At 71.4% G+C, this 12,080-nt stretch carries 12 protein-coding genes; 7 read left to right on the top strand and 5 right to left on the bottom strand.

Translation table 11 applies throughout. The annotated features are described in order from the left end of the window. Positions 1–25 precede the first annotated feature (25 nt). The 3 genes from LX16_RS14660 (at position 26) to LX16_RS14650 (ending at position 2,727) form a co-directional block, all read left to right on the top strand. Complete coding sequence (locus LX16_RS14660; RefSeq protein ID WP_147139163.1) at positions 26–862, top strand: GNAT family N-acetyltransferase; 837 nt, start codon at positions 26–28, stop codon at positions 860–862. Between the two features lie 93 nt (positions 863–955). Continuing rightward, positions 956–1,552: a TetR/AcrR family transcriptional regulator gene (locus LX16_RS14655; protein WP_147139161.1), complete on the top strand. Its 597-nt coding sequence runs from the start codon at positions 956–958 to the stop codon at positions 1,550–1,552. Further along, positions 1,549–2,727, top strand: a complete 1,179-nt coding sequence (locus LX16_RS14650) for an FAD-dependent monooxygenase (RefSeq protein WP_147139159.1) — start codon at positions 1,549–1,551, stop codon at positions 2,725–2,727. Before LX16_RS14655 ends, LX16_RS14650 begins: the two co-directional genes overlap by 4 nt. A 10-nt stretch (positions 2,728–2,737) precedes the next feature. Here LX16_RS14650 and LX16_RS14645 read toward each other — a convergent pair whose 3' ends face one another. After that, complete coding sequence (locus LX16_RS14645; protein ID WP_147139157.1) at positions 2,738–3,559, bottom strand: SDR family NAD(P)-dependent oxidoreductase; 822 nt, start codon at positions 3,557–3,559, stop codon at positions 2,738–2,740. Positions 3,560–3,773: 214 nt separating this feature from the next. On the opposite strand from LX16_RS14645, the gene LX16_RS14640 reads away from it, so the two are divergent. The 3 genes from LX16_RS14640 to LX16_RS14630 all read left to right on the top strand — a co-directional run bounded on the left by LX16_RS14640 (position 3,774) and on the right by LX16_RS14630 (position 8,078). Beyond that, entirely contained in the window at positions 3,774–4,364 is a 591-nt protein-coding gene (locus LX16_RS14640) for a DUF3885 domain-containing protein (RefSeq protein WP_244615828.1), read from the top strand. A gap of 442 nt (positions 4,365–4,806) precedes the next feature. Next, entirely contained in the window at positions 4,807–6,462 is a 1,656-nt protein-coding gene (locus LX16_RS14635; RefSeq protein ID WP_147139156.1) for an ABC transporter ATP-binding protein, read from the top strand. Beyond that, positions 6,459–8,078 (top strand): ATP-binding cassette domain-containing protein, encoded by a 1,620-nt coding sequence (locus tag LX16_RS14630; protein ID WP_147139154.1) that lies wholly within the window; start codon positions 6,459–6,461, stop codon positions 8,076–8,078. Before LX16_RS14635 ends, LX16_RS14630 begins: the two co-directional genes overlap by 4 nt. Before the next feature lie 121 nt (positions 8,079–8,199). Here the strand turns inward: LX16_RS14630 and LX16_RS14625 are convergent, their stop codons facing one another. Together LX16_RS14625 and LX16_RS14620 are read right to left on the bottom strand one after the other, a co-directional pair. After that, positions 8,200–8,406: a hypothetical protein gene (locus tag LX16_RS14625; protein WP_147139153.1), complete on the bottom strand. Its 207-nt coding sequence runs from the start codon at positions 8,404–8,406 to the stop codon at positions 8,200–8,202. A gap of 166 nt (positions 8,407–8,572) precedes the next feature. Beyond that, positions 8,573–8,836: a hypothetical protein gene (locus LX16_RS14620; protein ID WP_147139151.1), complete on the bottom strand. Its 264-nt coding sequence runs from the start codon at positions 8,834–8,836 to the stop codon at positions 8,573–8,575. A 123-nt stretch (positions 8,837–8,959) separates the two neighbouring features. Between LX16_RS14620 and LX16_RS14615 the strand changes: the two genes are divergently transcribed. Further along, complete coding sequence (locus LX16_RS14615) at positions 8,960–10,174, top strand: helix-turn-helix domain-containing protein (RefSeq protein ID WP_158645603.1); 1,215 nt, start codon at positions 8,960–8,962, stop codon at positions 10,172–10,174. A 92-nt stretch (positions 10,175–10,266) separates the two neighbouring features. Here LX16_RS14615 and LX16_RS14610 read toward each other — a convergent pair whose 3' ends face one another. Both LX16_RS14610 and LX16_RS14605 read right to left on the bottom strand, forming a co-directional pair. Then, entirely contained in the window at positions 10,267–10,929 is a 663-nt protein-coding gene (locus LX16_RS14610) for a response regulator (RefSeq protein ID WP_147139147.1), read from the bottom strand. Continuing rightward, the gene (locus LX16_RS14605) at positions 10,926–11,885 is read right to left on the bottom strand and encodes a HAMP domain-containing sensor histidine kinase (RefSeq protein ID WP_147140795.1); all 960 of its coding nucleotides are present in this window, start codon (positions 11,883–11,885) and stop codon (positions 10,926–10,928) included. Before LX16_RS14605 ends, LX16_RS14610 begins: the two co-directional genes overlap by 4 nt. Positions 11,886–12,080: the final 195 nt, after the last annotated feature.

The raw sequence follows: 12,080 nt of genomic DNA, 5'->3' as shown, positions 1-12,080 counted from the left end.
TGGAGGCGGCCCGCATGATGGCGGAATGATCCGACCCGCCACCGAGGACGACGCCGTCGCCTTCCCCGACCTCGACTGGGTCCGGCCGCACCGCCGGCGACCCGACGACGCGTCCTATGTGGTGGACGGTGTCGACGGCCCGGTGGCGGTTGCCCGCTGCGCCCGCAACGAGTTCCACCCCGGGCGGTCGCCGCTGTGGGTGTACGTGCGGCCCGGCCATCGCCGCCGGGGGCTGGGCACGGCCCTGGTGCGTGAGCTGTCCGCCCACGCGGACCGGCCGTTCTCGGCGAAGGTCCGGCCGGACTCGACCGGTCACCACTTCGCCCGCGCGCTCGGCGCGGTCGAGTACCAGCGGTGCCCGCCCTCGGTGGTGGACACCACGGCGGCGGGTATGACGCGGTGGATCGCGGCGCACCTGCGCGACGACGTGGTGACGGGTGACGCGTTCACCGCCGACCGGCTGCTGGACCTGTGGACGGACTACTACGTGCTCATCCACGCCGGATGGTCGCCGACCGCGCCTCGGGCGCGGCTCCGAGAACTGTTCACCGCGATGATCACGGACGAGCTCACTCCCGCGCGTTCCCGGTTCGCGCTGCGGGCGGGCGGGGTCGTCGCCGCGTGCTTCGTCTTCGAGTCCGGTGCGGACGAGTCGGAGGCGATCGCGGAGTGCCTGACGCCGGACGCCGCCGACGCGCGGGCGCTGCTGGCGGGCTGTATCGCGGCGGCGCTCGCCGGTTCACCCGTGACGCGGCTGGTCTTCGACGGCCACGTGACGGATCCGCACTTCCATCCGCTGTTGGCCGGGATGCCCGGGGTGACCGGGCCGGTCACGGCCCTGCTGGAGATCCCGCCGCGCTGATCCGCCTCACGACGTCGGTTGCGGTGGGTGGAGGTCTCGCGATAGAGTTGGACGAACGACCAAGACGATCGTCCAGCATGAAGGGCCGAGACCTTGCCGAACACACATCCGGGCACCGACCGGGGCCGCGAGGTGAGACGACGACTACTGGCCACCGCCGCCGAACTGATAGCCGAACTCGGCTGGACGGCCGTCAGCACCCGTGTGCTCGCCGCCCGCGCCGGAGTGCGGCCCGGCCTGGTCCACTACCACTTCGCGAACCTCCCCGCCCTGCTGCGGGAGGCCGCCATGACCGACGTGCGGCGCCTACTCGCCGACACCGAGACCGGCCTGGACGGCCTGGATCCCGAGCGGGCCGTGGCCGAGATCCTCACCGCGCTGGACGCCTACACCGGCCACGACCCGGCGTCCCTGCTGATGACGGAGACCTTCCTGGCCGCCACCCGGGACCCCGAACTCCACCGGGAGCTGCGCGCGGCGGTCCACGACTTCAGGCGACGCGTCACCGACCTGTTGGCCCGGCACCGGGTGCCCGAACCCGCGGCCACGGCGGCGGTCCTGCTCGCCGCCTTCGACGGGATCGTGATCCACAAGGCACTGGACCCGGCGCTCGACGCGCACCGGACACTGCCGGTGTTCCGGCGGCTCATCGCCGCCGCCACCGGCGACGAGACCGAGGAGGACGAATGAAGGCCGTCATCTGCGGCGGCGGCATCGCCGGCCTGGCGGCCGCCCACCGGCTGGCGGGACTGGGTTGGGAGGTCACGGTCGCCGAACTCGCACCCGGCCCACGCCCGCAGGGCTACATGATCGACTTCTTCGGTCCCGGCTACGAGGCCGCCACACTCATGGGCCTACTGCCCCGGTTGAAGGAGGTCGGTTACCGGATCCGCCGGTTCGGCTACGTGAACCGGGCCGGCCACGTCACCGCCCGCATGGCGTACCAGCAGTTCGAGAAGGCCGTCGACGGCCGGATGGTCAGCATCATGCGCCCCGACCTGGAGGCGGTACTGCGGGAGGCGGTGACGGGAAGTATCGACCTGCGCTACGGCACCAGCATCACCGAGGTCTCCGACGAACCCGACCGGGTCACGGTCCGATTCAGCGACGGAGGCACCGCGCACGCCGACCTCCTGATCGGCGCCGACGGCGTCCACTCGCGCATCCGGCGGCTGGCGTTCGGGCCACAGGAGGAGTACCTGCGGTACCTCGGACTGCACACCGCCGCGTACGTCGCCCGCGACCTCGACCTGACCGACGAACTCCGCGACGGATTCATGCTCACCGACAGCGTCGACCGCCAGATGGGCGCGTACGCGCTGCGCGACGGCGGCACGGCGGTGTTCACCGTCCACCGCACCGACGACCCCGGACTTCCCACGCATCCGCGCGACCACATCCGCGACGTCTACTCGGGACTGGGATGGGTCACGCCCCGGATCCTCGACCACGCCCCCGAGGACGCCGACATCTACTACGACCAGGTCGCCCAGATCGAGATGCCGACCTGGCACCGCGGGCGGATCGTGCTGCTCGGCGACGCGTGCGGGGCGGTGTCCCTGTTGGCGGGTCAGGGCGCGTCGCTGGCGATCGCCGGGGCCTACGTCCTGGGCGGCAGACTGGCCGCCGCCGACTCGGTGGAGACCGCGCTCGCCCAGTACGAGGAGCGGTGGCACGCGGTCACCACCGAACGGCAGGAGACCGCCAGACGCGGGATCGACTGGTTCCTTCCGAACAGCAGGGGCCGCCTCGTGATGCGCAGGATCGCGGCACGGTTGATGCGCCTGCCCGGCCTCGACCGGCGCTTCGGCAACGCGCTGATCGGGAAGTCACGGGTCTCGGTGGGACGGCTCGGCGACGGCTGAACCCCCGACGCTAGTCGATTCCGGCATGACCGACGAGCTCCAGGCTGCGACGCCACAACAGTTCCCGGGCGTCCGGGTCCCCGGCCTGCGGATGCGGGTCCGCCGGTTCGGTGCGGTCGAAGAAACGCCCGGTGACCTCCGCCAACTCCGGGTCGGTGATGATCCGGTACGTCGCCGTCACCCCGGCCGACAGCGAGTCGATCGGCGCGATGCCGTCCCCGGTGACGATCTTGGTCGGCATGAAGGTCGCGGGGTGCAGGCTGTTGAAGGTGACGTGGGCGGCCGGTACGCGGGCCGCGAACTCCGCCGCCGACATGATCTGCGCCAGTTTGCTCCGGCGGTACGCGTCGGTGCCGTTGTAGTCACGGGTGAACATCAGGTCGTCGAAGTCGAGCGGGTACTGCCCGAGCGAGCTGACGTTGACGACGCGCGCAGGTGCCGAGGAACGCAACAGCGGCAACAGGTCGAGGGTGAGCCGGAAACCCGCCAGGTAGTTCACCGCGAACCGCAGTTCGTGTCCGTCCACACTGGTCCGCCGATCCCTGCCGTCGGGTTCGCCGAAACCGATACCGGCGTTGCTGACCAACACGTCGAGCCGGTCGGTGCGCTCCGCGACCTCGGCCGCGAGCGCCGCCACCTGCGCCAGGTCGGAGAGGTCCGCGAGCAGGGTCACCGGCTCCGGCGCGCCCGTCTGCGCGACGGCCGCCGCCACGTCGGCCACCCGTCCGGGATCACGGCCGTGCAGCAACAGTTGGTGGCCGTCCCGGCCGAGCCGCACCGCCAACGCCCTGCCAAGGCCGTCGCTGGCTCCGGTGATCAGTATGTTCGCCATGGTCGGTCTCCTCCGCCTCACAGTTCGAGGTCTCGATTCTTACCGGTGTCGGCCCGGATCACCACCGGCCACGCGCCGGAATCCGCCACCGGGTGCGGTGCGCGGCCCTCGCACCCCGCGGCACGGCGTTACGGCGCCGGGCACCGGGACCGAACCCGGCCGCGTGGCCCGTTCTGGCGTGCGCGCGCTGGACGGCGCGGGGCAGGATGGCCGGGTGGTGGACGCGGTGAGCGAGTGGATTCCCCCGGAGAACGCCGACGCGCGGCTGACCCGGCTGTGGCGGCGGCGGTGGCCGGACTGTCCGCCGGTGGCGCATCTGCTCCGCGATACGTACCGGGACGTCTGGGTGCGGTTCCACAGCCTCCCCGGTTCACGGCGATACCCGCGGAACAAGGCGGAGTACGCGGTCGTGTTGCACCGGTACAACACCGTCCTCGACACCTTGTTCGCCGGGGACGACGTCCTCCTTATCACTCCGGTGTGGACGGACAGCGCGGACGTGCCGTCGGCGCCCGGTCGTCACCACTGGTTCACCTCCGTCACCGACGATCCGGACCCGCAGTTCCGGGTGTACCAGCACGTGTTGGTGACGCGGCGGCCGTGGCGGACCGGGTGCGCGGATCCGCTGTTGCGGGAGGTCGCCGACTTCACCCGGGCGGGCGTCATGGTCACCGACACGCGGATGCGGCGGATCCACCATCCGTACGACGGGGGCGCCGACGTCCTCCTGGCCACTCCCGAGGAACGGGACCGGCTGCGCGACCGGCACGCCGACTGGCTCTCCGCCCGCCAGGACGGCCTCTGAACGAACCGTCACCGGTGTGGTGCCCGCCGGGCCGGGTGAAGTCGCGCACCGGCGAGGGCGCCCCCCGACGCACCGCACCGTCATGTCGCGGCCCACCGAGCGGGAACGTCGACACCGCCCACCTCTCGCCACGACGCCACCTGAAGTCCGGTTAAGGCGATTTAAGGCTGCGTTCAGCGATCCGGATCTACGCTCGAAGTATGGGGCGGAGGTTGGAGGCCCCCGTCGTCCCGTGCGGCGAGTAGGCCACTCCGTCATGTATTCCACAAGAGACCGACCCCGTCTCTCCACTCCAGCCTATCAGGCGTCACGGCGAAATGACAGGCTTGAAAACCGCAGGTCAGCACCCTAGTGTCGATACCGCCCCGGCAGGGGCGCCCACCTCCACCCGTCCGCCCCGGGAGACGTCCTGCTTCGCTACATACGTCCACATTGGCTGCTCATGGTGGCGCTCGTCCTCATCGCCGTCGCCACCTCGGTCGTGCAGCTGACCGGCCCCGGCATCCAGGGCCGGTTCGTCGACACCGTCCTGGCCTCGGGCACCCCGGCGGTGCTCGCCGCCCTCGGCGCCGGTTACATCGGCGTGGCCGCCCTTTCCGCCCTCGGCCGCATCGCCGTCCAGTGGGTCGGCGGCAGGCTGGCGTGGCGCGCCGGGAACGCACTGCGCCAGGATCTGCTGGCGCACTGCCTCGACCAGGACCTGTCCTTCTACGACACCCACTCCCCCGGCGAACTCATCGAACGCATCGACTCCGACGTGGAGAGACTGTCCCGATTCCTGTCGGAACTGCTCGTGATGCTGCTGCTGAACTCCCTGCTGGTGATCGGTATCGGCGTCATGCTCACCACGGTCGACTGGCGCATCGGCGCCGGGTTCGCGCTACTGCTCGTGGTGGCGCTGTTCCTGGTGCGCCGGCTCGTCGGGGTCGCGGTCACCGCGCTGGCGGAGGTGTCGGCGCGGTCGGCGGAGGTCAGCGGCTTCGTCGAGGAACGGCTGCGGGCCCTGGAGGACCTGGTACCCAACGGCGGAGTCCCCGGAGTCATGACCGGCCTGAACGACCGGTCCGATGCGTTGACGCGAGCCGCGAGCAGAGCCGCCCGCCACCAGATCAAGTGGCCCGCCCTCATCCAGCACGTCAACACCGTCGCGCTCGTCGGCGGCCTGGCCGCGGCGGTCTGGCTCTACTCCCGGGGGGCCATCGGTGTCGGCGACGCCTACGCCGTCATGGCGTACCTGATGCTCATGCGGGTGCCGCTCATGGTGATCGCCGGTCAGCTCAACGAGTTCGACGCCGCGATGGCCGCGACCCGCCGCAGCCGCGAACTGCTGGCGATACGGCCCCGCATGTCCTACGGCACGACGACCCTGCCTGCGGGGGCGCTGACCGTGGACCTCGAAGACGTCCACTTCGGATATACCGGTCGTCCGGTGCTGCGTGACGTCTCGCTGGCCGTGCCCGCCGGGCACCGGTTGGCGCTGGTCGGGTCCACCGGCGGCGGGAAGACCACGCTCGCCCGGCTGGTCGCCCGCGTCCTCGACCCCGACGCCGGGACGGTGCGCATCGGTGGAGTGGACGCGCGTTCCGTCGACCGGGAGTCACTGCGCCGCGCCGTCGGATACGTCACCCAGGACGTCCGGGTGCTCGCCGCCTCGGTCCGCGACAACGTCACCCTGTACGCCGCCGCGCCCGACCAGGCGGTCCTGACCGCGTTGGAGGCCGTGGGCCTGACCGGCTGGCTCGACTCCCTCCCCCACGGCCTCGACACCCGGCTGGGTGTGGACGCCGGGCTGTCCGCCGGACAGGAACAGCTCCTGTCGATCGCGCGACTCCTGCTGCGGGACCCGGGACTGGTCATCCTCGACGAGGCCACCGCCCGTCTCGGTCCCGAGGACCGCGCCGCCGTCGCCTCGGCCGTCGAGACCCTGTCACGGGGCCGCACCGTCGTGGTCATCGCCCACCGGCTCGACACCGTCGCCGACTGCGACTCGGTCGCGGTCGTCGAGTCCGGCCGGATCACCGAACGGGGCGAATACCGGCGGCTCGCCGACGGAGACTCCCGGCTCGCCGCGCTCATCGCCGCCGGGGAGGCATTGTGAGGCACACCCGCCTGCGTGACCTGTTCACATTCCGGCCGAGGACGATGACCGTCCTGACGGTGCTCTGGCTGCTGGTCAGGGTCATGGTCGTCGGCGGCGGGCTCCTGCTGCAGGCGGTCTTCGACCAGCTCACCACCGACCCCGACGCGCCCCGGATCTGGTGGCTGCTGGCGGCGGTGGCCGGGGTGTTCACCGCGCAGACCGTCCTGTGGATGGACGTCCTGCTCGGCAGATGGGAGATGCCGTTCGCCATGGGCCTGACCGCCCGGCTCCGCGAGGACCGGATGTCGAGCCTGCTGAGACTGCCCGCCGCCGACGCGCTCCGGGTGCCGGTGGGTGACGCCGTGAGCCGGTTCGGGCGCGACGTCGAGCAGCTACGGCGGCTGCCGATCTGGAGCCTGTCGATCGCCTCCCGGTTCGTCGGGGGTGCCGCCATGTGGGGCGTCATGCTGTGGTTGAGCCCCGCGGTGGGGCTGGGCGTGTTGCTGCCGTTCGCGACGGTGCTCGTGGGGTCCCGGCTGATGGACCGGCGGCTGGGCCGGTTGCGGGAGGCCGCCTCCCGGGACGCCGCCGAGGTCGCGTCCCTGATCGCCGAGACGGTGCGGGCGGCGGCCACCGTCGTCACGGCGGGCACGCACGGCGCGGTCCTGGAGCGGATGCGGCGGCTCAACCGGCGCCGGGAGTCCTCCGCGGTGGCGGACCAGACGTTCCGGGAGACTCAGGACAGTTTCTCGTTCCTGGCCTCCACGGCGTCGGCGGGCCTGGTCATGTTGACGGCGGCCGGGGATCTGCACGCCGGGACGCTGTCGGTCGGGGATCTGGCGTTGCTGGTTTACTTCGCGACCATGGTCGGCGACATGGTGCTGTTCACGGGTCAGGTGGTGCAGCGGATCCGGGTGACCCGGGTGTCGCTCGACCGGCTCCGCACGCTGGCCGCTCCGGACAAGAACGGGCGGGCGGCGACGCCGGCCGCGCTGCCGCCGCTGCGGGAGTTCTCGGTGGAGTCGCTGTCGGCCTCGTACGGCGGCCGGGCCGTGGTGCGCGACGTGTCGTTCCGGTTGCCGGCCGGTTCGCTCACCGTGGTGACCGGGGGCGTGGCCACCGGGAAGACGACACTGCTGCGGGCGGCGCTGGGATTGATCCCGGCGACGGGCGGGCTCCGCTGGAACGGTGAGGCGGTGACGTGTCCGGGGGCGTCGCTGACCGCACCCCGCGTCGGTTACGTGCCGCAGGCGCCGCAACTGTTCACCGGCACCATCGCCGACAACGTCCGGGTGTCCGGCGAGGGCGATCCGTCCGATGTGGTGGAACTGGCCGGCCTGGGTCCGGACCTGGCGGTACTGCCCGACGGCCTGGACACGGTCGTGGGGGTCGGCGGGCGGCGGTTGTCCGGCGGCCAGGCGCAGCGGGTCGCGTTGGCGCGGGCACTGTGGCGACGCCCGGACCTGCTGGTCCTGGACGACGTCGACTCGGCGCTCGACGCGGTGACGGCACGTGCCCTGTGGGAACGGCTGCTCGCGCTTCCGGACGTCACCGTGTTGGCGGTGACTCACCACCCGATGGCGTTGCGCCACGCCGACACGGTCGTCCGGCTGGGCACCGCCCCCACGCCGTGACAGCTCCGGCACACCGCTGTCCGGCCCCGGCTCGGGCCGCCGTGTGAGACGTGGTGGGGGGGGTGGGCCGGCCGTCGGAGCGGGGGCCGCCGACGGCCGGCCGGGGTGCCCTCGCGGGCGGTCACCGGGTACGGCGTGGTTTCGACGGAGCCGGGCTGACGTGCCAACTGTTCGTGGCATCGCAGAATCCGATACGCGGCACGGGACCGGTGTGAAGCAACGGCCAGGCGTTGCGAATACGGATGGCGTCGCCCCTGGTCTCCATGTACTCGTCGTGGACCGTGCAGACCCGGCCACCGAGGTCGTCGACACGCACCGGTGCCCTCATCGGCTTTCCTCCGGCTCGGCCAGGACATACCCCTGGAACGGGACACAACCGCTGCCGCCGCATGTCCCACACGGCACCGGCACCTCGACGTCGACCGGATCGGCACTGTCGTCGGCGGTCGCGCCGGCGCCGGCGGCATGACAGTCCGGGCAACGCGTGTAAGCGGTCACGACAGCTCCCGGTGGCGTGACGCCTCCCGGTGAACGGCCACGGCGGCGCCCTCCACCCGCACATACCAACCGGCGGGCTGCCCAAGCCACGCCGCACCCCAACTGGCGGAGGCCACGCCGTCCACGATGCTGATCGTGCACGCCAGGACCCGGTGGTCACCCTGCACCGAGTACAGGCGCACGGTGTGGGGAGCCGCGCTGGGCGCGACCGCGAACACCCCGCCATCCACAACGAACCGTCCGAAATCCATCTCGGTCATCTGCTCACCCCTGGTGCCATCGCGTCGGTCACCGATGACGCTAAGGCCGTTCACTCTCCGTTCGGTGCCAATTGGCACCACTACGAGTACGGTGGGACGGAACCTAGACTCATGGAGCCGAACATGGCTGAGATGACCATCGGCGAGCGCATCAAGACGAGGCGGGTCCTGGCCGGATTGTCGGTGCGCCGCGCCGCCGACCTCGCCGGAATCGCCCACACCACCTGGTCCCGCATCGAACGTGGCGAACGCGGTGCCGACAACCGGATCGTGCTGGCGCATATGGCGACCGCGTTGCGCTGTTCCGTACCGGACCTCACCGGGTCCGCCCCCGGCATGCCCGCGACGCCGGACGAGGCCCGCCTGGCCGGGCACATCACGGCGCTCCTGTCGGCGCTCGTCGAGACCGACCTCAACGATGAAGCCACTGTGGACGCCGTGCCTCTCGACCGGCTGGCGCACGACGCGTCGACCATGGACGAGTTGCGCGTATCCGGTGACTACGCGGCCGTCGCCGCGCGAATGCCCATGTACGCACGGCAACTCCACGCCGCCACCGTTTCCGCCGTCTCCGGCCCGGACCGCGAGACCGGTCTACGACTCACCGTTCTCGGATCGGTCCTCGCGGGCGGGATCCTCCGCGAGGTCGGGCACCGCGCTGAGGCGTACCTGGCGGGTGAACGCGCCCACGACGCCGCGACGGCGTTGGGAGATCCGGTGATGCTCGCCGCCGCCGCCCGCAGCCGGGCGGCGGCCGCCATGGGTTGCGGCTCCATGGCCCGTGCCCGCAAACTCGCCATCGCCGGTCTGGCGGAGCTGGAAGGGCACATGGACCTTCACGGCGCGAAGGAGGTCGCGGGACACCTGCACCTGGTGACGGCCATGTCCAGCTACGGCATGACCGACCACGGCACCGGTGACACCCATCTCGCCGAGGCGGAGGCCCTGGCCTCCAGCACCGGGGACACCGACACGTTCCGCATGTACTTCGGACCGACGAACCTGGCGTTCTGGCGCCTGGCGATCACTGTGGACTCCGGCGATGCCCGCGAGGCGGTCCGGATCGCGCGGTCGACGAACGCCGCCGCGATCGGGTCGGTAGACCGCCAGGGCATGTTCTACCTCGACACCGCCCGCGCCCTGGCGCGGATCGGCACCCCGGATTCGGACGCCGCCGCGGTCCGCATGATGCTGACCGCCGAACGCCTCACTCCACAACGGATCCGCGCGCACCCGTTCGCGCGGGAGACGTTGCGGCAGATCGTGAAGCGTGCGAAACGGTCGGCCATCGATTCCAAGATCCGCGGCCTGTGTGAGCGGGTCGGCGTCACGCGGTGATGCTAGACCACCGCTACCCGCGCAAGGGATACCGATGACCGTGATCTGGCCGGACGGTGCCCGCCGAGGTTGACCGGGCCGGGCCGGCGCCGTCAGGGCTCGATGAGTCCGGCGCGGATGGCGTACCGGGTCAGTTCCAGGCGGTCCCGCAACCCGAGTTTCTGCAGGAGGTTGGCGCGGTGCCGTTCCACGGTCTTGACGCTGATGTAGAGGATGTCGCCGATCTCCTTCGAGGTGTGCCCCTCCGCGACCAGTTTCAGGATCTCCTCCTCCCGGTGCGTGATCGCGCGGTCCGGGATGTCCTCACCCTGCCTGGCGCGTTCCAGGTAGTTGCGGATGAGCGCGGTGACGGCGCCCGGGTAGAGGAACGGCTCGTCCCGCATCGCGGCCCGGCACGCCTCCACCAGGTCGCGGTCGGCCACCGACTTCAACACGTACCCGCACGCACCCGACTGCAACGCCTCGAAGAAGTACTGCTCGTTGTCGTACATGGTGAGGATCAGGATCCGCACCTCGGGTTGGATCCGGGAGAGTTCGCGTGCCGCCTGGAGCCCGGTCATGCGGGGCATCGCGATGTCGAAGATCGCCAGGTCGGGGCGGTGCAGTTTCGCGCTCTCCAACGCCTCGGCGCCGTCGCTGGCCTCGGCGACCACCGTCAGGTCGGGTTCACCGTCGAGGATCAGCCGGACGCCGCGCCGGACCAGCGCGTGGTCGTCGGCGAGCAGGATCCGCGTCGCCGGGCTTTCGGTAGTCATCGTCCTGTCCTCCTCTCGTGAACGGGTACCCGTAGTCTCACCTCGGTGCCGCCCTCCGGATGGTCGCCGACGTCGAGGTCGGCACCGATGAGCAGCGCCCGTTCCCGCATGCCCCGGATGCCGGCGCCCTCGACGGCGTGGCCGATTCCCCGCCCGTCGTCACGGATCCGCAGCAGCACGCCCCCGAGGGTCCGGCCCAGGTGGATGTCGAGTGTGGTCGCCCCGCTGTGCCGCGCCGTGTTGGTGACGCTCTCCTGCGCGACCCGGTATATCACCAGTTCCGCCTCCTCACCCAACGTCGGCAGCTCCGGGTCGAAGTGTCGCCGCACCGTCAGCCGTCCCCGCCCGCCGGAGTCGTTCACCAGCGCCTTGAGCGCGCTGATCAGGCCCAGCTCCTCCAGGACCCCCGGCCGTAGCCGCCGCGCGATCCGCCGGATCTCGTCGAGGCTGTCGCGGGTGGTCTCCTGCACCTGGCGGATCTCCTCCCGCACCGGCGAGGGCGCGTGGTCGGCGACCCGTTTCAGTTCCAGCAGTACCGCCGTCAACGTCTGTCCCACCTCGTCGTGCAGTTCCTGGGCGACACGTCGCCGCTCCGCCTCCTGAGCCGACAGCGCCCTCGCCGTCGACAACGCCCGTTCGGCCTCCAACCGGTCGAGCATGGTGTTGAACGTCCTGATGAGGTCTGCGATGCCGGCGTGCCCGGTCACCTGCGGGCGCGGCCCCGGCCTGAGCAGGTCGGTCGTCGTCATGGCCTTGGTGAGCCGCTCCAGCGGCGCCAGGCCCACGCGCAGCAGGACGCCGTTGGCCGCCAGCATGGCGGCGAGCCCACCGGTCAGGATCAGCGCCTCCGCCAGCAGCACCGGCGTCGACACCGTGACCGGCCCCACCAGCAGCAGCGCGGTCGCCGAGGTCAACACCGCGGCGTTGAGCAGGAAGATCCGCCAGAAAAGGGACAAGGTGACACGGCCTCTCATCGTCGGTCGATCGACGACCCCCACTGTCCCCGCCGGTCGGCGGTACCGCCGGCACCGTCGGCGCGGCGACGTGTCGATCGACACCCGAGTCAAGGGTGACCCACTCCGGGCGGAACGTCCATGCGGGTGGACACCCATTCCGGCGGCGGCCGGCCCCACGGTGACCGGGCGTCCCCC

The sequence above is a fragment of the Stackebrandtia albiflava genome, from assembly GCF_007994225.1.
Lineage (GTDB): Bacteria > Actinomycetota > Actinomycetes > Mycobacteriales > Micromonosporaceae > Stackebrandtia > Stackebrandtia albiflava.
This window is presented reverse-complemented; position numbering and strand designations above follow the sequence as displayed.

Coding starts and splice junctions, on each gene's coding strand:
- LX16_RS14660 (WP_147139163.1), top strand. CDS start 26: ATGATCCGACCCGCCACCGAGGACGACGCCGTCGCCTTCCCCGACCTC.
- LX16_RS14650 (WP_147139159.1), top strand. CDS start 1,549: ATGAAGGCCGTCATCTGCGGCGGCGGCATCGCCGGCCTGGCGGCCGCC.
- LX16_RS14645 (WP_147139157.1), bottom strand. CDS start 3,559: ATGGCGAACATACTGATCACCGGAGCCAGCGACGGCCTTGGCAGGGCG.
- LX16_RS14635 (WP_147139156.1), top strand. CDS start 4,807: ATGGTGGCGCTCGTCCTCATCGCCGTCGCCACCTCGGTCGTGCAGCTG.
- LX16_RS14625 (WP_147139153.1), bottom strand. CDS start 8,406: ATGAGGGCACCGGTGCGTGTCGACGACCTCGGTGGCCGGGTCTGCACG.
- LX16_RS14620 (WP_147139151.1), bottom strand. CDS start 8,836: ATGACCGAGATGGATTTCGGACGGTTCGTTGTGGATGGCGGGGTGTTC.
- LX16_RS14615 (WP_158645603.1), top strand. CDS start 8,960: ATGGCTGAGATGACCATCGGCGAGCGCATCAAGACGAGGCGGGTCCTG.
- LX16_RS14610 (WP_147139147.1), bottom strand. CDS start 10,929: ATGACTACCGAAAGCCCGGCGACGCGGATCCTGCTCGCCGACGACCAC.